This window comes from Chlorobaculum tepidum TLS (assembly GCF_000006985.1).
Classification (GTDB): domain Bacteria; phylum Bacteroidota; class Chlorobiia; order Chlorobiales; family Chlorobiaceae; genus Chlorobaculum; species Chlorobaculum tepidum.
On the sequence record NC_002932.3, the window covers coordinates 2,127,035 to 2,148,435 of the forward strand.

At 56.6% G+C, this 21,401-nt stretch carries 20 protein-coding genes; 9 read left to right on the forward strand and 11 right to left on the reverse strand.

Annotated features, from left to right (window positions below; all coding sequences use genetic code 11):
* Window positions 1-21: 21 nt before the first annotated feature.
* On the forward strand, window positions 22-1,965 hold the full coding sequence (gene gyrB, locus AYT24_RS10260) for a DNA topoisomerase (ATP-hydrolyzing) subunit B (RefSeq protein ID WP_010933913.1): 1,944 nt from the start codon (window positions 22-24) through the stop codon (window positions 1,963-1,965).
* On the opposite strand, the gene AYT24_RS10265 is transcribed toward gyrB, so the two are convergent.
* The 9 genes from AYT24_RS10265 to AYT24_RS10305 all read right to left on the reverse strand — a co-directional run bounded on the left by AYT24_RS10265 (window position 1,954) and on the right by AYT24_RS10305 (window position 12,115).
* Complete coding sequence (locus AYT24_RS10265) at window positions 1,954-3,270, reverse strand: peptidylprolyl isomerase (protein WP_010933914.1); 1,317 nt, start codon at window positions 3,268-3,270, stop codon at window positions 1,954-1,956. The two genes, gyrB and AYT24_RS10265, sit on opposite strands and share 12 nt — an antisense overlap.
* 258 nt (window positions 3,271-3,528) lie before the next feature.
* Complete coding sequence (gene secF / locus AYT24_RS10270; protein WP_164927178.1) at window positions 3,529-4,455, reverse strand: protein translocase subunit SecF; 927 nt, start codon at window positions 4,453-4,455, stop codon at window positions 3,529-3,531.
* Between the two features lie 16 nt (window positions 4,456-4,471).
* A complete protein-coding gene (gene secD, locus AYT24_RS10275) occupies window positions 4,472-6,304 on the reverse strand; it encodes a protein translocase subunit SecD (protein WP_164927179.1) in 1,833 nt (610 codons plus the stop codon).
* A gap of 226 nt (window positions 6,305-6,530) precedes the next feature.
* Entirely contained in the window at window positions 6,531-7,304 is a 774-nt protein-coding gene (locus tag AYT24_RS10280; protein WP_010933915.1) for a succinate dehydrogenase/fumarate reductase iron-sulfur subunit, read from the reverse strand.
* Between the two features lie 9 nt (window positions 7,305-7,313).
* Window positions 7,314-9,254, reverse strand: coding sequence for a fumarate reductase/succinate dehydrogenase flavoprotein subunit (locus AYT24_RS10285; protein ID WP_010933916.1), 1,941 nt, complete (start codon window positions 9,252-9,254; stop codon window positions 7,314-7,316).
* A gap of 28 nt (window positions 9,255-9,282) precedes the next feature.
* Entirely contained in the window at window positions 9,283-9,951 is a 669-nt protein-coding gene (locus tag AYT24_RS10290) for a succinate dehydrogenase (RefSeq protein WP_164927180.1), read from the reverse strand.
* An 86-nt stretch (window positions 9,952-10,037) separates the two neighbouring features.
* Complete coding sequence (locus AYT24_RS10295) at window positions 10,038-10,700, reverse strand: cyclase family protein (RefSeq protein WP_010933918.1); 663 nt, start codon at window positions 10,698-10,700, stop codon at window positions 10,038-10,040.
* 24 nt (window positions 10,701-10,724) lie between these two features.
* The gene (locus AYT24_RS10300; RefSeq protein ID WP_010933919.1) at window positions 10,725-11,321 is read right to left on the reverse strand and encodes an acyloxyacyl hydrolase; all 597 of its coding nucleotides are present in this window, start codon (window positions 11,319-11,321) and stop codon (window positions 10,725-10,727) included.
* The gene (locus AYT24_RS10305; RefSeq protein WP_010933920.1) at window positions 11,318-12,115 is read right to left on the reverse strand and encodes an alpha/beta hydrolase; all 798 of its coding nucleotides are present in this window, start codon (window positions 12,113-12,115) and stop codon (window positions 11,318-11,320) included. Before AYT24_RS10305 ends, AYT24_RS10300 begins: the two co-directional genes overlap by 4 nt.
* A 189-nt stretch (window positions 12,116-12,304) precedes the next feature.
* On the opposite strand from AYT24_RS10305, the gene AYT24_RS10310 reads away from it, so the two are divergent.
* Window positions 12,305-12,814 carry a septal ring lytic transglycosylase RlpA family protein gene (locus tag AYT24_RS10310; protein WP_010933922.1) on the forward strand — a complete coding sequence of 170 codons (510 nt, stop codon included), beginning with the start codon at window positions 12,305-12,307 and terminating at the stop codon, window positions 12,812-12,814.
* 6 nt (window positions 12,815-12,820) lie between these two features.
* Here AYT24_RS10310 and AYT24_RS10315 read toward each other — a convergent pair whose 3' ends face one another.
* Together AYT24_RS10315 and AYT24_RS10320 are read right to left on the reverse strand one after the other, a co-directional pair.
* Window positions 12,821-13,525 carry a YecA family protein gene (locus tag AYT24_RS10315; RefSeq protein WP_010933923.1) on the reverse strand — a complete coding sequence of 235 codons (705 nt, stop codon included), beginning with the start codon at window positions 13,523-13,525 and terminating at the stop codon, window positions 12,821-12,823.
* A 26-nt stretch (window positions 13,526-13,551) separates the two neighbouring features.
* A complete protein-coding gene (locus tag AYT24_RS10320) occupies window positions 13,552-13,986 on the reverse strand; it encodes a GNAT family N-acetyltransferase (RefSeq protein ID WP_407637590.1) in 435 nt (144 codons plus the stop codon).
* A gap of 103 nt (window positions 13,987-14,089) precedes the next feature.
* Here AYT24_RS10320 and AYT24_RS10655 point away from each other — a divergent pair, with 103 nt between their 5' ends.
* From AYT24_RS10655 to mnmG, 7 genes are all read left to right on the forward strand, one after another.
* Complete coding sequence (locus tag AYT24_RS10655) at window positions 14,090-14,344, forward strand: CsgG/HfaB family protein (protein ID WP_264357651.1); 255 nt, start codon at window positions 14,090-14,092, stop codon at window positions 14,342-14,344.
* Window positions 14,304-14,606 carry a CsgG/HfaB family protein gene (locus AYT24_RS10660; RefSeq protein WP_264357652.1) on the forward strand — a complete coding sequence of 101 codons (303 nt, stop codon included), beginning with the start codon at window positions 14,304-14,306 and terminating at the stop codon, window positions 14,604-14,606. The genes AYT24_RS10655 and AYT24_RS10660 overlap by 41 nt, the downstream gene beginning before the upstream one ends.
* Window positions 14,607-14,989: 383 nt before the next feature.
* The gene (locus tag AYT24_RS10330) at window positions 14,990-15,988 is read left to right on the forward strand and encodes a vWA domain-containing protein (RefSeq protein WP_010933926.1); all 999 of its coding nucleotides are present in this window, start codon (window positions 14,990-14,992) and stop codon (window positions 15,986-15,988) included.
* 2 nt (window positions 15,989-15,990) lie between these two features.
* Window positions 15,991-16,998, forward strand: coding sequence for a VWA domain-containing protein (locus AYT24_RS10335; RefSeq protein ID WP_010933927.1), 1,008 nt, complete (start codon window positions 15,991-15,993; stop codon window positions 16,996-16,998).
* Window positions 16,999-17,124: 126 nt separating this feature from the next.
* A complete protein-coding gene (locus AYT24_RS10340) occupies window positions 17,125-17,412 on the forward strand; it encodes a hypothetical protein (RefSeq protein WP_164927181.1) in 288 nt (95 codons plus the stop codon).
* Between the two features lie 192 nt (window positions 17,413-17,604).
* Window positions 17,605-18,933, forward strand: a complete 1,329-nt coding sequence (locus AYT24_RS10345) for a Clp protease N-terminal domain-containing protein (protein WP_010933929.1) — start codon at window positions 17,605-17,607, stop codon at window positions 18,931-18,933.
* Between the two features lie 590 nt (window positions 18,934-19,523).
* Window positions 19,524-21,389, forward strand: coding sequence for a tRNA uridine-5-carboxymethylaminomethyl(34) synthesis enzyme MnmG (gene mnmG / locus AYT24_RS10350; protein WP_010933931.1), 1,866 nt, complete (start codon window positions 19,524-19,526; stop codon window positions 21,387-21,389).
* The last annotated feature ends 12 nt before the right edge of the window (window positions 21,390-21,401 follow it).

A 21,401-nucleotide genomic window follows, 5' to 3' on the forward strand; every position in this document is an offset into this window, starting at 1 on the left:
TTCATCACGCACGACGATCCCATGCAAGAAACCGATATCCAGACCGCGCAGAACGCTTCAACCGAATATGGCGCCACCAATATTCAGGTGCTCGACGGTATCGAGCATGTCCGGAAACGTCCGGCCATGTACATCGGCGACATTCACAGCCGCGGCTTGCACCATCTGGTTTACGAAATCGTTGACAACGCCATCGACGAAACGCTCGCGGGCTACAACGATTACATTCATGTGGCGATGAATCCGGACGGCTCGGTGACCGTCACCGACCACGGTCGAGGCATTCCGGTCGATATTCATCCGGTCAAGAAGAAGTCGGCGCTCGAACTGGTCATGACGGTCATTGGCGCCGGCGGCAAGTTCGACAAGGGGGCCTACAAGGTGTCCGGCGGCTTGCACGGCGTGGGCGCCTCCGTGGTCAACGCCCTGTCGGAGTGGTGCGAGGTGGAGGTCTATCGTGACGGCAAGATTTTCCGGCAGACCTACCGGCGCGGCGTTCCGCAAGGCGGGGTCGAGGAGATCGGAACCACCGATCAGCGCGGCACGAAGGTCACCTTTAAACCCGACCCCGAAATCTTCAAGATCACCGAGTTCCGCAAGGATATTATTCTCGACCGCATGAGAGAGCTGGCGTTCCTGAACAGCAACCTGCGCATCATCGTGCAGGACGCCGAGGGCAACGAGGAGATATTCCACTACGAGGGCGGCCTGAAAGAGTTTGTGCGCTTCATCGACTCGAACCGTCTGAGCCTGCTCAAGGAGCCGATCTTTTTATCGGGCGAGCGCGATTCGACGATGGTCGAGATCGCTTTGCAGTACAACGACTCCTATCAGGAGAACATCTTCAGCTACGTCAACAACATCAACACGCACGAAGGTGGTACGCACGTCACCGGCTTCCGCAAGGCGCTGACCCGCACCCTCAACGCCTACGCGCAGAAGAACGACCTGCTCAAAAACGTCAAGATCACCCTCACCGGCGACGACTTCAAGGAGGGCCTCACGGCGGTCATTTCGGTAAAAGTTCCGGAGCCGCAGTTCGAGGGGCAGACCAAGACCAAGCTCGGCAACTCCGAGACGCAGAGCATCGTCGAGACCATTGTCAACGAGCAGCTCGCCGAGTTCGCCGAGAGCAACCCCGGCACACTGAAGCTCATCATCGAAAAGGTGAAGAGCGCGGCCATTTCGCGCGAGGCAGCCCGCAAGGCCAAGGAGCTGACACGCCGCAAGTCGGTGCTCGAAAGCTCGGGCCTGCCCGGCAAGCTGGCCGACTGCTCGATCAACGATCCCGACCACTGCGAGCTGTACATCGTCGAGGGCGACTCGGCAGGCGGCAGCGCCAAGCAGGGCCGCGACCGAAGCTTCCAGGCAATCCTGCCGCTGAAAGGAAAGATTCTGAACGTCGAAAAGGCGCGGCTGCACAAGATGCTGGAAAACGAGGAGATCAAGACGATCATCCTCGCGCTCGGTACCAGCATTGGCGAGGAGGAGTTCTCGCCCGAAAAGCTGCGCTATGGCAAAATCATCATCATGACTGATGCCGACGTTGACGGCGCGCACATCCGCACGCTGCTCCTGACCTTCTTCTTCCGCTACATGCGCTCGCTCATCGAGGCGGGCAAGGTGTTCATCGCCCAGCCGCCACTCTACCTGGTCAAGTCGGGCCGAGAGCAGCAATACGCATGGGATGAGGACGAGCGCCTCAGTATCGTGGAACAGATGAAGAAGCTCCAGAAAGGCAAGGCCAATGTTTCCATCCAGCGCTACAAAGGTCTCGGTGAAATGAACCCCGAGCAGCTCTGGAGCACCACGATGGATCCGGCTCACCGTTCCTTGCTTCAGGTCACCGTAGAAAACGCCATGGAGGCCGACCAGGTCTTTTCAACCCTGATGGGCGACAAGGTCGAACCCCGCCGAGACTTTATCGAGAAGAATGCCCGTTATGTCAGACGTTTAGATGTCTGACATAACCTTCACCACCACCTCTTTTTTCAGCTTTTCAATCCAGGCGTTGAACAGCTCCTGGCTCTTGTGGTTCAGGGCCAGCTCCTGGATTTGAGCGAAGTCATGCTCCGGCGTCAGAACGTGCGCAGGCGTTCTTGAGTTGAGCATGAAAAGCGCATAAAACGGAGCGCTCTTATCCGACTCAATCTTCTCCGGTTGACTGATATCTCCTTTGCTTTTCAACCCATCGATGATTTTCCGAAGATCGGGCCTGAGTGTGGCGACCTCAAGATCGGGATTCCCTGAACCGGATGTGATCAGTCCGCCATTCGTGGCAGAGGCCGGATCGTCAGAATACTTTTTAGCCATTTCGGCGAATGTTGCCTTCCCGGAAAGAACATCCTTCCTGATGGATTTCAGGAGCGCAATGGTTGCAGGAATATCAGTTTTGCTCCGGTCGAACAGGGCGAGAATGTGCCGGGTGTGGATGCGGTCGCCTTCCTTATCGATGAGCTGGATGATGTGGTAGCCGAAACGGGTCTCGACAATGCCGGAAATCTGCCCCGGTTTGAGCACAGATGCCGCCTCTTCGAAACTTGGGACCAGCTCGCCTTTCCGGGTGAAGCCCAGGTCACCCCCTTTTTCCCTTGAGCCTGGATCATCGGAATATTCACGGGCAAGGGTAGCAAAGCTACCCCCCGCTTCAAGCTGCTGCTGAACCGCCTTGATTTTATCGAGCGCGGCCTGCCTTGCGGCTTCAGAGACTAGTGGCATTTTGATGATTTGTGAAACCGAAACCGTCTCAGGCGCCTCGGGCAACGCCCCCTTTTCCTGATTGTAGAAGGCCATCGTCTCGTCGTACGACACTGTCACTTCGTGGAAATTCTTCCGCCGGAAAGCCTCGATCATCTGCTGATCGCGGATGTCTTCGCGGATATGCTGCTTCAGGCGATTGACCGGCATACCGAATCTCGACTCCATGGCGCTTACCGACGGAAAACCAGCGCGAAGGGAGCTGTATCGCGCGGCTGCCTGGTCATCGACGCTCTTCTCATCGACCTTGACCGTATCGATCTTCGCCTTGGTCAAAATGATTTTCTGATTAATCATATTCTCCAGAATCCGCTTCCGGAGCTGGGGATCCTTTCTGGTTTCAGGATACTGAAGGTGCAACATCAACTCCTGCTCGTTGACATCGGAAGCGAGAATGATTTCGTTACCCACAATAGCCACGATTCGGTCAAGGCCAGTCGAAGCGGCGGCATCGGCAAAACCGTTCATGGCGATCATCAAGGCGGCAAGCACAGCAAACAATACTTTTTTCATAAAGATCAGGAGTTTTCTGGTGGGGACAGGTTCCGGGACGTAACCGGGAAACACTTGTCCATCGTGATGATCCGGCACAACGACGCAATCCGTTCTCCGGGAATCCTTGACCGCGCAGCCCGGCGAGCTGCAAGGATCAGTAAAGCTGGAACATACAGAGAATCTCCTTTCCGGGCAAGTGGCGGGTCAGGTACCCGGAATGAATTTCAGGAGTTCTCCCCGGCAGAAAAAACCGGGGAGAATGGCGGAAACGCGAGATCAGACGCCCCGGAACTTGATGGGGCTCTTCGAACGGGTCTGCCAGTCGTACACAATCGGTGCCGCCACGAAAATCGAGGAGTAGGTGCCGACCAGAATGCCCGCGAACATGGCGAAGGCGAAGCTGCGGATGGCCGGGCCGGCGAAGATGAAGAGCACGATCACCGAAAGCATGGTGGTGCCGGAGGTGATGATGGTGCGCGAAAGCGTCTGGTTCATGCTCTCGTTGAAAAGCCGCTCGTACTCCGAGGGCTTCTGGCCGCGCAGCCGCTCGCGGATACGGTCATAGACGACAACTGTGTCGGTGATCGAGTAACCGGCGATGGTCAGAAACGCGGCGATAATGCTCTGATCGACCTCCAGCGGCATGAAGTCAAAAATGCCGCCAAGCAGGCTGAACAGGCCGAGCACGCTCAGCACGTCGTGAAAAATCGCCGCGACGCCCGCCATTGCGAACTTGAACTCGAAGCGCACGCTCACGTAGAGCAGAATGCCGACCAGCGCCGCCGCCAGTGCCTTGATGGCCGACATTTTCATGTCGGAGGCGATGCTCGGCCCGACCGCCTCGACGCTCAGAATCTGCGCAGGATTGCCCGGCAGGCGCGAAGCCAGCGAGTTCAGAATCAGGCTTTTGAGCTTCGGGGTGTCACCCTGAAAATCGGTCTTGAGCAACAGCGAACGATCCATGCCATACTGCCTGACCGAGCCGCTCACTCCAGCGTCTCGCATGATCGAGCGCACCGTGCCGACATCGGCTGCTTTCTCGAAACGGATGACCACCTCCGAGCCGCCCTTGAAGTCGATGCCATAGTTCAGTCCCTTGAAGACCAGGGAGATCATGCCCGCCACAAGCAGAATCGAGGAGATCGCATAGGCGATCTTGCGATGCTTGATAAAATTGAAATTTGTTTTCTGAAAAATGCGCATTGCAGTGTCTTAGTAATTATCCGAAACTCTTTTCATTCATAAACTTGCTGTCGAGCAGCAGGTCGAACAGCACCCTGGTGACGACGATCGCCGTAAACAAGCTCGCGGCAGTACCGATCATGAGGGTGACGGCGAATCCCTGAATTGGCCCGACGCCGTAAATATAGAGCAGAAAGGCTGCGGCAAGCGTCGTGACGTGCGAGTCGAGAATCGATGAAAACGCACGGTTGTAGCCCGCGTCGATAGCCATGCGCAGGCTCTTGCCGTCGGCAAGCTCCTCGCGGACGCGCTCGTAAATCAGCACGTTGGCGTCAACAGCCATACCCATCGTCAGCACGATACCGGCAATACCGGGTAAGGTCAGTACGGCGCTGAACCCGGCAAGCACGGCGATGATGACCATAATGTTGAGCACGAGCGCCAGGTCGGCGGCGATACCCGCCTTGTTATAATAAACAATCATGAAGATAGCGACCGCCGTGAAACCCCAGATCAGAGAAAAGAGACCAGCCCGGATGTAGTCGGCGCCAAGCGACGGGCCGACGGTGCGCTCTTCGAGGATTTTCACCGGCGCGGGCAGAGCACCCGCCTTGAGGATAATTTCGAGGTCTTTGGCCTCGTCGAGGCTGCCGATGCCATTGATGACCGAGTTGCCGCTCGGAATGCGCGACTGCACGACCGGAGCGCTGTAAACCGCGCCGTCGAGCACGATGGCGATCTGCTTGCCAATGTTGGCCCCGGTGATGCGCGCCCACTTCGACGTCCCCTCGTCGTTCATCGACATGAGCACCTCTGGCTGGTTCTCCTGGGCGCTGAAAGTCGCCTTGGCCTCGGTAATCACGCCGCCGGTCAGTTCGGGGGTTTTCTGGACGAGATAGATCAGATAGTACTTTTCACCTTTGGCGGTCTGGTCTGGCTTGGCGGCCAGCAAAAGCTGCGTGTCCTGCGGCAGGAGTGCCTGCACGTCGGGCCGGTTCAGCACCGCCAGTACCTGGTCGTGCGCGTAGGCCGGAGTGAACACCAGGCCATTGGGCATCATGCCGATGACGTCAGAAAGTTTTTTGGCGCTGGAATTAGCCGCCTTGGGCGAGGCAGCAACCGGTGCGGCGGCCATCGAGGAGTCGGACGGCGCGACAGGCGCGGTGGAAGCCGGAGCGACGAGCGGCTGGGAGCTGATGCGCTGAATCGCGCGAAGCAGCATTTCAGGCTCCTTGACCAGTTTGAATTCAAGCTTTGCCGTGCCCATCAGGAGGCGGCGAACCCTCGCCTCGTCGGTCACGCCCGACAGCTCGATGACGAGCCGCTGCGAACCCTGCGTCTGGATGACCGGCTCGGCCACGCCATACTGGTCGATACGGTTGCGAATGATCTCCTTCGCCCTGACGAGCGCATCTTTAGCCTCGCCTTTCAGTTTGTTCACGATATCCTGATCGGAGTCGCGCATGTCGTAAAAGTAGCGGCTGAGGCGAATGTTCTCCTTTTTGAACTCGGCGGCCACCAGATCGACCACGCTGGCATCGGAGGTAGCGGACTCGTTTTTGACGATCTCCATGATGTGGTTGAAGGTCGCATCCTTGTTCCAGGCCTTCTGCTCGATCAGATCGAGAATATCGACCTCCATCACCAGGTACATACCGCCCCGAAGATCAAGGCCGAGCTTCAGGCTCTTGTCTTTAGCCTGTTCGATTTCAGCACGATGATCGATAGCGAACTTCAGGCTGTCTTCGGCAGAACGGAAACTCTTGAGTTTTTGTGTCAGGGCATAGTCACGGTAAGTCGGCCAGATGGACCACACCGATACCAGCGCGACCACGGCAATGAGAATGAGTTTAAAGCGGTTGTTTTTCATGAAAAAGGCCGTTACGCTCGTTTGATAAAGAAAAGCCAATATAAAGAACGGGTACTGGATTAACAATCGAGGTTCCGTAGCGTAAAAAGGCTGCAAGCAATCGATCTGACCGACAAACTGAGCATCGACAAGCCATTCATTACCCGCCGCGTCTCTGGCGAGAAGTAACAACGCTCTGGCTCAGCTTACCGAGGCAAACAACACATAGTGAGGACTCTAATACGGCCTACAGCGTGAAGCCGATATTCTTCTCCTTCTCCGCAAAGAGTTTGGCGGTGAGGAATTCGCGGTTCATTCGGGCGATGTTGGCGATAGAGATTTCTTTGGGACATTCGGCCTGGCAGGCATAGGTGTTGCTGCAGTTGCCGAAGCCGAGAGCGTCCATGGCGGCGACCATCTGCTGCACGCGGCGCGCGGCTTCGATGCGGCCTTGGGGCAAGAGAGCGAGGTGGGAGACTTTTGCGCCGACGAAAAGCATTGGGGAGGCGTTGGAACAGGCGGCGACGCAGGCTCCGCAGCCGATACATGCGGCAGCGTCAAAGGCGGCGTCGGCGTCGTGCTTGGACACAGGGATGGTGTTGGCGTCAGGAAGGCCACCTGAGTTGATCGAGATGTAGCCCCCCGCCTGGATGATTTTGTCGAGGGCGCTGCGGTCGACAATCAGGTCTTTGACCACCGGAAACGCACCGCTTCGCCACGGCTCGACGCAGATCGTCTCCCCGCTCCGGAAGGCGCGCATGTACAACTGGCAGGTGGTGATGCCCTTCAGCGGGCCGTGAGGCCGACCGTTGATGTAGAGGCCACAAGCGCCACAGATTCCTTCGCGGCAGTCGTGATCAAACGACACCGGGTCTTCACCTTTGGCGATGAGCTGCTGGTTGAGCTGGTCGAGCATTTCGAGAAACGAGCTGTCGGGCGAAATATCATCGACCTTGTAGCTGACCATCCGGCCTTTGTCGTCGGCGTTTTTCTGCCGCCAGATTTTGAGAGTGAACTTCATGATCGACGGTTATTTGTAGGATCGTTGCGATGGCGTCACCGTCTCGAAGCGAAGCTCTTCGCGGTGCATCTCCGGCTCGTCGTTGCGCCCCTTGTACTCCCAGGCAGCGACGTAGGCGAACTCATCATCGTTGCGCAGCGCTTCGTGGTCGGGGGTCTGGTACTCCTCGCGGAAGTGGCCGCCGCACGACTCCTTGCGGTGCAAGGCGTCGCGCACCATGAGGTCGCCGAGTTCGATGAAATCCTCGACGCGGCACGCCTTTTCCAGTTCAGGATTGTACTCCTTCAGCCCGCCCGGGATATTCACGCCCGAAGCGAACTCCGCCTTCAGTTCCTCTATCAGACCGAGAGCTTTCGTCAAGCCAGCCTCGTTGCGTGACATGCCGCAGTACTCCCACATGATTTTGCCGAGCTTGCGGTGGAAGTGATCGACAGACTCCTTGCCGTTGCTCTTTTTGAGCCGGTCGAGCCGGTCGGTTACGTCGCGGGCAGCAAGATGAAACTCCGGCAGCGTGGTCGGAATGGGCGGCGTATTGATCTCGTGCGAGAGGTAGTTCGAGATGGTGTAAGGCAAAACGAAGTAGCCGTCGGCGAGCCCTTGCATCAGGGCCGAGGCGCCGAGGCGATTCGCGCCGTGGTCGGAGAAGTTGCATTCACCGATTGAGTAGAGGCCCGGCACGGTGGTCATCAGCTCGTAATCGACCCACAAACCGCCCATCGTGTAGTGCACCGCCGGGTAGATCATCATCGGCGTGCGGTAGGGATTGTCATCGACGATGCGCTGGTACATCTGGAACAGGTTGCCGTAGCGGGCTGAGATTTCGGCTCGGCCCAGCCGCTCGATGGCGTCGCCGAAGTCGAGATAGACCGCCAGCCCGGTCGAGCCGACGCCGAAGCCCGCGTCGCAGCGCTCTTTGGCCGCCCGCGAAGCAACATCGCGCGGCACGAGGTTGCCGAAGGCCGGGTAGCGCCGTTCGAGGTAGTAGTCACGCTTCGACTCGTGAATCTGCTCCGGACGCAGCTTTTTCTGCCGGATCAGTTCGGCGTCCGACTTTTCCTTCGGCACCCAGATGCGCCCGTCGTTGCGCAGGCTCTCGCTCATCAACGTGAGCTTCGACTGGAACTCGCCATGCACCGGAATACAGGTGGGGTGAATCTGCGTGAAGCAGGGGTTGGCGAAGAGCGCCCCCTTTTTATAGGCGCTCCACGCTGGCGTGGCGTTCGAGCCCATCGCGTTGGTCGAGAGGTAGAAAACGTTGCTGTAGCCGCCCGTGGCCAGCACCACGGCGTGAGCCGAGTGGCGCTCGATTTCGCCGGTGACGAGATTCCTCGCGATGATGCCCCGCGCCTTGCCATCGACGACGACGATGTCAAGCACGTCGCGACGGCTGTAGAGCTGCACCGTGCCCGCGGCAATCTGGCGGCTCATCGCGCTGTACGCACCGATCAGGAGCTGCTGGCCAGTCTGCCCCCGCGCGTAGAATGTGCGCGACACCTGGGCACCGCCGAAGGAGCGGTTGGCGAGCAGGCCGCCGTATTCGCGGGCGAAGGGCACGCCTTGCGCCACGCAAATGTCAATGATCTCCGGGCTGATCGAAGCGAGCCGATAGACGTTCGATTCGCGCGACCGGTAGTCCCCTCCCTTGATGGTATCGTAAAAGAGCCGGAAAACGTTGTCGCCATCGTTCTGGTAGTTCTTGGCGGCGTTGATACCCCCCTGCGCGGCGATACTGTGCGCGCGGCGCGGCGTGTCCTGATAGCAGAACGACTTAACATTGTAGCCGAGCTGTCCGAGCGTCGTCGCCGCCGAAGCACCCGCAAGCCCCGTACCGACCACGATGATGTCGAGCTTGCGCTTGTTGTTCGGGCTGACCAGCTTGCAACCGGCCTTGTAGGCGTCCCACTGGTCGGCAAGCGGCACGCCCGGCGCGTTGGCGTTCAGTTGTATCATTGGCGACAGGTCTCCATGCGGCGCGGCATTAGTTGAACAAAGTGAAGCGCAGCGGAATCGCCATAAACCCGCCCGCGATGACGATGGCGTAAACGGTGCTCACCGCCTGGATCGCGGCGGCGTGCCGGGTATGATTTAGCCCAAGCGTTTGAATGGCTGCCTGAAGCGCGTGGTTCAGGTGAAATCCGAGAAAAACAAAGGCGACCATATAGATCGACGACGAGGTCCGGTCGGAAAAGAGCAGCACCGCGCGGCTGTAAAAATCGTGCCGCGCGACGCCCGGCGGCGGAGCGACGATGCCGAGCTTGATGAAGTAGAAATCGATGAAATGGAGCCCGAGAAAAATCAGCACGACGATGCCGCTGTGCAGCATGTACTTCGAGAAGGGCGAGGTTTCGGAGCGGCTCCGGTGCTGGTAGCGGATCGGGCGCGACATGCGGTTCCGGATGCTGACGATCACCCCGAAGGCGATGTGCAGCGCAAAGCCACCGAAGAGCGCAAGCTCGAAAACCCGGATCACCGGATAGCTGCTCATGAAGCCCGCCGCCGCCGAGAAGGATTTGCCGCCATCATCGACCAGCAGCAGCATGTTGATGCCGAGATGCACGGCAAGAAAAACAAGCAGAAACAGGCCCGCCAGCGCCATAACGACCTTGCTGGTGATAGATGAAAATGTTCTCCTGGCGGAACCGTCCATAACTGATAAACCTGAAGTGACAGGGGAAGAGGCCGCGCAACCTGCGAAATTCACAAAAGCTAACGCGGTCTGGCGGATTTGGCAAGTTAAATCGGCTGGTTCGCCGCAAAAGACGCAATGAGGGCGACCGCGCGCACGGGGCAGGCTTCAGCTCCGGCGATGGGCAGCGGCAGCACGGAGAGGAAAAATTCGTGACCGCCGAGCCGGTCGAGCGCGGTGAGATTTTCGATCAGCACAAAGCCTGCGCCAAGCAGTCGGCGATGAATGGGCAGCTCCTCCGAATCCGGATCGTCAAACGAAGGCGCATCGATGCCGACGCCCTTCAGTCCCAGCCCGGCGAGCCACGCCGCAGCCTCCTCCGCAAACACCGGATAGCCCCGGTCGTACGCCGCCGTTCCCCAGAATCGGCTCCAGCCGGTATGCAGCAAGAGAAACTCCGCCGACTCGATTGTTGCGCGTTGGAGCAGCAGTTGATCGAGCGAGAGCGGCTCCGGCTGCGCGTCTCGCAGATCGAGCAGCGCGCCCTTGCCGATGAAATGATCCACCGGCAAGCGATCGAGCGATACCGCGCCCTCGAAAAGGTGCGCCGGAGCGTCGAGGTGCGTGCCTGTGTGCGAGGAGAGTTGCAGCCACCGCTCGCCAAAGCCGTCGCGCCCGACCGTGTGGAGATCGGAAAAGTTCGGCGCGGGCGTGCCGGGCCAGAGCGGCATGTCGGCAGTGACCGGGTAGCTGAGATCGACGATGTGCATGGCAATACGAACAGCGCGGATCCGTCAGTAGAGCAGCGAATAGCTCACTACTACGGCATTCGAGTTGATACCCCGGTTCGGCTCGCTGGTGCCTGCGTTGGAGAGGTGGCGGAAACGGTAGCCAACGGTGATGGCGCTTTTCGGGGAGACGGCAACCTGCGCGCCGAGACCGAACTGGTTCAGAAAATTGAAGCCCGCCTTGCCTTGCTCCGCGCTGTTGATGCTCAGGTACATCGGGCCGGAACCGATTTCACCGACCAGCTTCACCGAGGGCGCGACCGGCTGGAGATAACGGATGAAAACATTGAGGCCCGTCTCCACGCCCGAGTCGGGTTCAGTGACGGGATTGCAGAACGGTTCGAGCGCGAGCTGAAGCGTGCTCTTGCTCTCCTTCATGCCAAACACGGAGTTCATGTTGAACCCGAAGCGCGCAAAAATCGGCACCGCATTATAATCTGCCTCGGAGAACTTCAAATGCCCCCAGGCGTAGCCGGAACCGATGGCGATTTCGTCGAGATAGACCCCATCATGAGTAGCGGTGGGCGCGGCGTTGAGCTTGCCGGGGATGAAACTGCACACGAACAGAAGAGTGGTGAAGAAACGTAAGAACTTCTTTTTCATGCTTTTACTGATTGATTGGTTGCAGCGGGAAAACGTTTGGAGACAAAGCTGACAACAGCATCAACGGCAGCCTTGCGTTCACAGTCGCAGAAAATCTGGTGATCGGTTTTGTCGAACCAGACGATGGACTTTGCCTCCGGCGGCGTTGCGATTGCGCGCGTCAGAATTTCGGCGCTCTCGGGCAGCACGACGCTTTCGTGGCGGGCTTGCAGAATCAGCGCGGGAACGCGGACGCGACCGGTAATCCGCATTGTCTCTTCCAGCAGCTCGAACATCGAGAGAATCGTTTTGGTCGGTGCCCAGTCATACTGTTTTGGAATAATGGCGCTGCCGGGGTCGGCAAATCTGGCCTCCATATCCCAGCGATCGACAACATGGCTGACGAGCGGCGCGAGGAAGTGGAGCGGGCGTCCGGGGCCGAGCGGCGAGGTCAGCCTGACCGGCGGCGTGGCGAGAATGACCGAATCGACCAGCTCCGGACGGCGCGCGGCAAGTTGCAGCGCAAGCAGCGCACCCATGCTGTGCCCGATCACCACCGCCTTGCCGCCGGTGCCGGTCAGCGTTTCGAACGCGTTCTCGGCATCATCGAGCCACTCTCTCCAGGTCACGCCGCGCAGCTCGTCCGGCGAAGCCGCGCCATGACCGCGCAACAGCGGCGTGGCCATCTTGAGATCAAACCGGCCAAGCGGGCCGAACAGCGCCCTGACGCTCTCAAGATTGGCCGTAAACCCGTGAAGGATCAGGACGCCAGTCAAAAGCCTCTCCGGCTGCCCGTTTGTCACCCGATTCGTCATTCGGCAAAATTGTAGCTCACTGCGTAACGATATGCTGCAAAAGCATTTGCAGACACACGGCAGAAAATTCTTAACTTGAAATATAACAAGGGCTTCAGGAATATTCTTCCGAAATGGCTATTTTTTGCCTGAAAGAATAGCGATACCATGTCGATATGCAGCCCCCGATCATCGCAGACAGACAAAACGATGAAGACGCAAAAAAGGATTGGCGCCCTTCTGCTCATGACACTTCTGTCGCTTCAGGCCTGTTCAACCTACCGGAGCACCACCACGCCCCCCGCGCAGCGAATATCCCCCGAAGAGGCTTACCGGCTCGGCAAGCTTAAGAACAAACCCTATCTCATCGACGGGCGGCTCTACGTGCCCATGAGCTTCGACCAGGTTTACGGCTACGAGGAGACCGGCCTGGCCTCGTGGTACGGCAAAGAGACGCTCGACCAGCATAACGGCCAACCCACCGCCTACGGAGAAATTTTTGATCCCGATCTACCCAGTGCTGCGCACAAATACCTGCCGTTGCCGATGATCGTGCGGGTCACCAACCTCGAAAACAACACATCGATCATCGTACGGGTCAACGACCGCGGCCCCTTCGTCGATGGCCGCGTCATCGACCTGAGCGCCGCAGCCGCAAAAGCGCTGGGATTCTACGGCAAAGGTACGGCCAGAGTCAAGATCGAGTCGGTCTATCGGTAAAGCACACTATTGCCCGCTGCATTTCTTGTACTTCTTGCCGCTGCCGCACGGGCAGAGGTCGTTTCTGCCGGGCGCTTCAGCTTTGGGCTGTTTTTCGTCCGGCTTTTTCCGACGGTGGCCGGGCCGCCAGAAATCCCTGATTTCAAGCACCGCTTCCGGGATCAGTTTCCACAGTTCGTACTCTTTCTCCTCGTCCAGGTTGAGCTTTTCGCGCAACAGGCCGGAAGCCGCGGAGATGGCGAAAACCGTCTTGGCCCCCTTTTCATCTTTCAGCAGGGATTTCCATGAATCTTGGTTCATATTTATTCCCTCGATGAATCCACAGCACCAAAGCCGGGCCGCTTTACGCTGATCTTCATCGCTGTCAAAGGTCGTCAGATTTGGCAGCGGCGCATAATCCTCAGGACTCTCTTCAAACTGGTGCGAGAGCGCATTCATCATCTGCATGATAAGTCCGATGATTCGTTTCGCCTGCTCGTCGGACTCAAAAACAGGAGCCTCATCGACGACAGCCGAACTCCAGACATGCGGCAGCCACTGACTCGGCATGATCGGCTCTGGCCCGATAATCAGGGCGGTCATGAAGCCGTCGAGCGCATCGAGATTCATCGGATGTTTCAGCCCGGATTCGTGAAGCAGAAAATCCTCCAGCTCTTCGTACTCCTGCGGGGTCAGTTCGATGTTCGATTTGTAGTGAACGTTGTCAGACATAATATGATCTGATGAATGTTGTCGATTTATGACGCAGGGCCGCTGGCCATGAATGCGTCGTGGAACCTTGCGCTGCCCTGTGGGACCTGACCGCCGAAAGAGAGCACGAAAAAAAACTCCAGCGGTACGCCTTCGTGCCCCAGCCCATCCGGATTCTCGAAGCCGAATTGGCGGTAGTACTCCGGATGGCCAACCAGGCAGCAGCCGATCGCCCCGAGCGCTTTTAGCCAGGCGAGGCCGTCCCGGATCAGTACACCACCGATGCCCTGCCGCTGAAACTCCGGCAGCACCGACAGCAACCCGAGTCCGAACCCCCCAAACGACCCGTCAGACATGGTCACCGGCGAGAAGGCGATATGACCGACCACCCGTCCGCCCAACGCCGCCACGAGAGAGATCGTCAGCGCTCCGGCGGCTCGCAGCGCCTCGATGATGAACGGTTTGTCCTTTAATATACCAATATCTCCCGTTTGTCCGGCAAGACCCGCAGGCCGGGGCCGGGAGTTTACCAATCACTCCACGACGGCATGATGGGGCAGCGGAGTCGGCACCGACCTGCAAGACATGCTCATTTCAGAACTTGCATCGACCAACAGTTTCCGCGTGCTTGAACGCAAAGAGCTCGATACCGTACTCGATGAACAGGATCTCGGGAGGTCTGGCAGGATCGATCCGAGAACGAGAGCGAAAGTGGGCAAGATCACCGGCGCGAAGTACCTGGTTGTGGCGACATCTCTTTTAGGGAATCAGCCTTGGTGGACGGCAGGACACGGCCTGCATGGCGGTCGATCTGAAGGTGATCGATGTGGACTCCGGTGAGATTTGTGAGGCCCGGAGGGTCGAGGCGACCTCGAAATCGAGCGGCCTCAGCGTGGGCGTGTATCGCAGCGGCTTGAGTGGTCACCTCAGCGAGTACAAGAACACTCAGGTCGGAAAAGCGATCCGCGCCTGCATCATCGAAATTGCCGATTATCTGCAATGCTCGCTCGTAGAAGGCAAGGACGGCGGCTGCATGGATGAGTACAACCAGAAAGAGAGGAATCGCCGCGAGAAGACCAGAAACGCCATCAAGCTCGATTGATCAATCCGATCGACTCGCCTGAATTCAGACACGCCTCTGCACAGTTTTCTGGATGCGCAGGCGTTTTTTTGATGCAAGAGTCGTTGAACCGGTTTGGCTTCTGAATCCTGACTGAAAATGAAAATAGCGGAAGGATAGCGGAAGCGAACACATCTCATTATCCCTTTTTCTCCGGGGCCGCCTCGGTTTCACTTCCGAGACAGCTTCAAAATGACACGCCGCCGATAAACCCATAAAAATGGCAGCCGCAAACGATGCGCCTCTGAATGGAATTCCATCATAACGCAAAATAATTCAGAATTTCTGGTTGATGCGGTCTGTGCATGGATGGATGCAGGGGATATGCGAGGGATTTTGCATCTTCAGAAAAAAGCGGCCTGAAGATGAATTCTTTATTCACCATTGTCAGTGGCATTCGGTTCGATGAGCCTTGGTGGCTTCTGTTGCTACCGCTGACGATTGCCGGCTCGGCTGTTTACCGGTTGTTCTGGCGGAAGAACCGGCAGGGCGTGTTGTTTCCCTCGGTTTCCGAGCTACGCAGCTCAGGGTTTGCCGCGCTGTCACTCTTCTCGAAATTTCCCGAATGGCTGCACTGGCTGGTACTGGTGCTGATCGTACTGGCACTCTCCGGGCCAAGTGCGCCGTTTCCACCCTCCTCGCGCGACACCGTCGGAATCGACATTATGATTGCGCTTGACGTTTCGGACTCGATGAACACGCCCGATTTCGGAGGTAAAAGCCGCTTCGCAGGTGCACGCACAGCGGCGATGCGCTTCATCGACAACCGCCCGGCAGACCGTATCGGACTGGTGGTGTTCAGCGGCGGAAGCTTTACGCGCTGCCCGCTGACGCTCGACCACGAAGTGCTTGGACGATTGGCAGAAACCGTTGCACCAGGCTTTTTCGATGAGCCAGGCACAGCGATTGGCACGGCAATCCTGACTGCGACCAATCGTCTCAAAGCTTCATCATCAAAAGAGAAAGCTCTCGTGCTGATCACCGATGGTGAAAACAACGCCGGAGAGGTCACTCCGGAGACAGCGGCCCGGCTTGCGGCCAACTATGGAATCAGAATCTATACGGTTTTTGCAGGCAAAGAGGCTCGTGCATTCGAGAACACCAGCAATACAGCCTTGAACAGGAAAGGGCGAAGCGAGCTGGAAACCGTAGCCCGCATCAGCGGAGGACGCATGTTCAGCGCCGGAGACGTTTTCGGATTGATGAAAAGCTTCCGGGATATTGACCGCCTCGAAAAAACACGCCTGAAAGGCAGAATGCCGAGCCGTACCATGGCGCTGTATCCGTGGCTACTTTTGTCGGCGGTGTGCCTGCTGCTTGCAGAACAGGCTCTTTCGGCAACCCGTTTTATCAGGATTCCCTGACTATGTGCTTTTCAAGACCAGGCTACCTCTACCTTTTGTGGCTGCTCGTTCCGCTTGCGGTTCTGGTGTTCTATGGAGTTCGCCGGAAGCTCTCGGCTTGGGCAAAAATCGACTCCACAGGTGGAGGCTCAGGAATCTTGCCTGCCGTAAGCGTCAGGAAGCTTGGGCTCCGCAGGATTATGCTCCTGCTCTCCGCCGCGCTGATGATCGTGTCAATTGCTGGTCCGCAACTGTGCCGCGGCCAGAAAGCGGTGCGTCAGAAAGGAATCGATATCATTTTCATGCTCGATATTTCAAACTCCATGCTCGCGCGGGACACCGCTCCCGACCGGCTGACGCACGCCAAGACAGAGCTGCTTCAGATCAGCCGCCGCCTTGGCGATGGGCGAAAGGCGCTGCTACTGTTTGCGGGAACACCCGTCGTGCAGTGCCCACTGACAGATGACGAGGAGGATTTCGAAATCCTGCTCGATATGGCGGCGCCAGAACTGATCACAACGCAGGGCACCGATTACCGCCGGGCATTCGACGCGGCACTGAAGCTTACGAATTCGGGGGGCGAACTGTCGAGCAACGAAACCGTGCTGGTGCTGGCGAGCGACGGGGAAGACCACGGAAACGATCTTGGCGATATTGCCACAGCGATGAAAACACGAGGCGTGCATCTCCATGTGATCGGCGTCGGAGGAGTTCAGCCAGTGCCAATACCGATGCAGGGCGGGCCAAAACGTGACCAACAAGGAAAAATCGTCCTGACTTCGTTCAAACCTGAACCGCTTGCCAGTCTCATCAAGACGGCGAAGGGGAAATTCTACTACAGCCGTCCCGATGCACCGGTGCACGATGCCGTCGCTGACGACATTGCCGCCGAGGCCGCTGAGGCGAGATGGATCATGGCGCCAGAACAACGTGTGCCGGTGCACGGCGAGACCATCCTTGCCGCTTTACTGCTGTTCGTATCGGGGTCAATGATGACCGATGTTCGACGTCCGCCCAAACAAAGCGCCTGAACTTCCCCGACGGGGGATGCAAGAGCTGGCATCTTGTCCGAAAGATTGTTAAATTTCAAAAATACAGAGCTGTAGCGGCTCTGGGTGCCTCACTCTTTTCATTACACCAGAAGGAAACGCAGCGATATGGAGCAGCAAACATCGGGTCAGAGAATTCTCGATCCCATTGAACGCGCCAAACTTGGCGTAAAGGTTTTCAATCTGCCCTACAGCCAGGCCGAAGCGCTCATCGACGACTATGTGAGCGGCAAAAATTACGATCAGGCAAGCGTCGATTATTTCAAGGATCAGGTGGCCACACAGATCCACATCCGCGAAAAGAGCGCCGAACTTCTGGTTACCGGCGGCGAGATCATCAAGCTCATCACGCGCTCTTTCATGCAGAACCTGCCAAAAAGTATTGACCGCAGTTAAACCGGACAGAATGCCTCACTGATCTAAAGACGCGCCCCGAATTCAGGATCACAAAAGATTACTTTCCTGATTTCACGGTGTAACGTTTTTGCTTTTTTGGCGGTTGTTATGATGATAAGGCGCGGCAGGCCCAGCTCTTGAGCTTGCCGCGACCATGAAAAACATACCGAAAACAGCAAGAAACGATCAACTATGCATTTCGATCCGAACAAATTTACCGTCAAGGCCCAGGAAGCCCTTCAGGCAGCGTCAATGCTGGCAAGCAGCAAGCAAAACCAGCAGATTGAACCCGAGCACCTGCTGAGCGTTATGCTTGGCGATCATGACAATATTGCCTGCCAGATAGCGCGAAAACTCGAAACGCCCGTCGATACGCTCCTCAGCGTCGTCGATCGGGAAATCGACCGAATTCCCAAAGTGACCGGAGCGTCAGCAACCGGTCAATATATCTCCAGCGACCTCGGTAAGGTGTTCGACACCGCCCTCAAGGAGGCAGAGCAGCTCAAAGACGAGTATATAAGCTCCGAGCATCTTTTCATCGCTATGAGCGAAGCAGGAGTCAAAGTTTCGAAACTCCTGAAAGACGCAGGAATCGACCGCAACGCCATACTCAAGGTGCTCACCTCGTTCCGGGGCTCCCAGCGCGTAACCAGCCAGAATGCGGAGGAGAGCTATCAGTCACTGAAAAAATATTCGCGAAACCTGAACGATCTGGTCATAAAGGGGAAACTCGATCCGGTGATTGGCCGCGACGACGAAATCCGCCGCGTGCTCCAGATTCTGAGCCGCCGAACCAAAAATAATCCGGTACTCATCGGCGAGCCGGGCGTCGGCAAAACGGCCATCGTCGAAGGCATCGCCCAGCGTATCGTGGGAGGCGACGTACCGGAGAACCTCAAGTCGAAGCAGATCGCCGCACTCGACATCGCGGCACTGGTGGCAGGAACCAAGTTCAGAGGAGAATTTGAGGAGCGACTGAAGGCGCTGGTCAAGGAGGTTCAGGCCTCCGATGGCGAGGTAATTCTTTTCATCGACGAGCTGCATCTCCTGGTCGGAGCGGGATCGGCGGAAGGTTCGATGGACGCGGCCAACATCCTCAAGCCAGCGCTGGCAAGAGGTGAATTGCGCTGTATCGGAGCAACCACACTCGACGAGTACCGCAAGCACATTGAAAAGGACGCAGCGCTTGAACGGCGCTTCCAGACAGTCATAGTCGATCAGCCCAGTGTCGAGGATACCGTCTCGATCCTGCGCGGACTGAAAGAGAAATACGAAATCCACCACGGAGTGCGCATCAAGGATGCCGCCCTGGTGGCGGCCGCAGAGCTTTCGAATCGCTACATTGCAGACCGCTTCCTGCCGGACAAGGCCATCGATCTGATTGATGAAGCCTGCTCGCGCCTGCGGCTTGAAATCGACAGCGAACCCGAAGAACTTGACCGAATTAACCGTGAGCTTCGCCGGCTTGAAATCGAGCGTGAAGCCCTCAAGCGCGAACTCGAAGCGACCGGCAGCGTCTGACGCCTCCATATGGTGCGATGCAATACAATACCATGAGGCGGCTTAGCCCCCTTGCAGCCGCCTCCGCTTTTAGAAAGCTGTCCATCGGTTATTCTACATTCCCAACTGAACACCCAAAAACAGACCAATCGTTTTTACGATTGGCGCAGACGTCCCTTCGTCTTTCAGCTGCTCAGGCCCGTAAAAATCATTAGTAATAAAAAGTGAATCTTTTGAATCATGTAAATTTTACTTACAGTTATCTGCAAGAGCCTATCATGGCATTCAGAATACCCTCTCACTTATGCTGACCTCTTTAACCATTTTTTACTATAATGAGGCTTTTGCCAACCAAAACAAGCTGATCGCCTGATCGAATAGCCAAAGCACTCTAAGCTTGTTGATGAAAAAATGGACAACTGACTGGCAAACAAACACTGATGCAGTCAGATTCTGCGACATCGGCAGAAGGCTGCCAGAGCACTGAGAAAAATAATTAACATATTATAATAATTACAGTTAGATAGAAAACTATTATCTGGGCGACCCGGATTTCAATAGTTATTTCAACAACCATATGTAGATGTTTCACGTGAAACAACTCTTTTTTCATGTATGATGTCATAGTTGTCGGGGCTGGCCATGCCGGCTGCGAAGCCGCACTCGCCGTCGCACGTGGCGGCTTGCACTGTCTTCTCATTACCTCTGACCTCTCGGCGGTTGCCCGCATGTCCTGCAACCCGGCGATAGGTGGCGTTGCCAAAGGCCAAATAACAAGGGAAATCGACGCGCTTGGCGGCGAAATGGGCAAAGCTATCGATGCCACAGGCATCCAGTTCAGAATGCTCAACCGCAGCAAAGGCCCAGCAATGCACTCACCGCGCGCACAGGCAGACAAGACACAGTACAGCCTTTACATGAGAAGGATTGTCGAGCATGAACCAAACATCGACCTGCTGCAGGATACGGTTATTGGAGTTTCGGCAAACTCTGGCAAGTTCAGTTCTGTAACAGTGCGATCAGGCCGAGCAATCCAGGCCAAAGCCGCTATTCTTGCCTGCGGCACCTTTCTGAACGGCCTGATTCATATCGGCATGGACCACTTCCCGGGGGGACGAAGCACAGCAGAACCGCCCGTTGAAGGCCTAACCGAATCTCTCGCTTCGCTCGGATTTTCTTTCGGGAGACTCAAAACTGGCACGCCACCGCGAATCGACTCAAGAAGTGTCGATTACACCATTGTCACTGAGCAACCTGGAGATGTCGATCCGGTACCATTTTCTTTTTCTTCAACAAGCGTTGCTAACCGAAACCTTGTCAGTTGCTATCTGACCAAAACAACGGAAAAAACGCACGACATTCTGCGAACCGGCTTTGACCGATCTCCGCTCTTTACCGGCAAGGTTCAAGGTGTTGGGCCAAGGTATTGTCCGTCAATTGAAGACAAAATTTCCCGTTTTCCAGACAAATCGAGCCATCATATTTTTCTGGAACCAGAAGGTACTGATACTGTAGAAATGTATGTCAACGGGTTTTCGACATCTCTGCCCGAAGATATTCAGATCGCAGGACTGCGATCGATCCCCGGACTTGAAGAAGCCAAAATGATTCGCCCCGGTTATGCCATCGAGTATGACTTTTTCCATCCCTGGCAAATCAGGTCTACAATGGAGACCCGACCCGTTGAAAACCTCTTCTTTGCCGGCCAGATTAACGGTACATCCGGCTATGAAGAGGCTGCTGCACAGGGCCTAATGGCCGGTATAAATGCGGTTCGCAAAATTCTTGGCAAAGAGCTGATCGTCTTGGGACGTGATCAGGCATATATCGGTGTACTTATCGATGACCTGATAACCAAGGAGACCAAGGAGCCTTATCGCATGTTCACCTCATCAGCAGAACATCGACTGATCCTGCGACATGATAATGCCGATCTACGACTGCGGAAAATTGGATACGATTGCAATCTGGTCTCCTCAGACGATCTACATCGAACGGAATCAATTATCAAGCGCGTTCAACACTGTCTTGAAGTAATGAAAACGGCCAAAGTAACGCCAGCGGAGATCAACACACTGCTGATGAACAAGGGCCTACAGGAACTCAAAACCCCTGCCCGCGCGTTGAGTTTGATCAAACGCCCCGGCATTAGCCTCCAGGATATTCTGGAGCACTCGCTCTCCGTTCGATCCGCTGCGGAAGAGTTATGCAATGACCCAAGGGTTGCCGAACAGGTGCAGATCGAGATAAAGTACGAAGGCTATATCAAGCGGGAACAACTTGTAGCCGACCGTATAGCTCGTCTTGATTCCTTGCATATTCCGGATAATTTCAATTATGATTCACTGAATTCCCTTTCAAGCGAGGGAAGGGAAAAACTACTGAAGCACCGTCCTGCGACCATCGGTCAAGCCTCTAGAATTCTCGGGGTCTCTCCGTCCGACGTCTCCATACTCATGATTCGGCTTGGCCGGTAACGCTGTTTCACG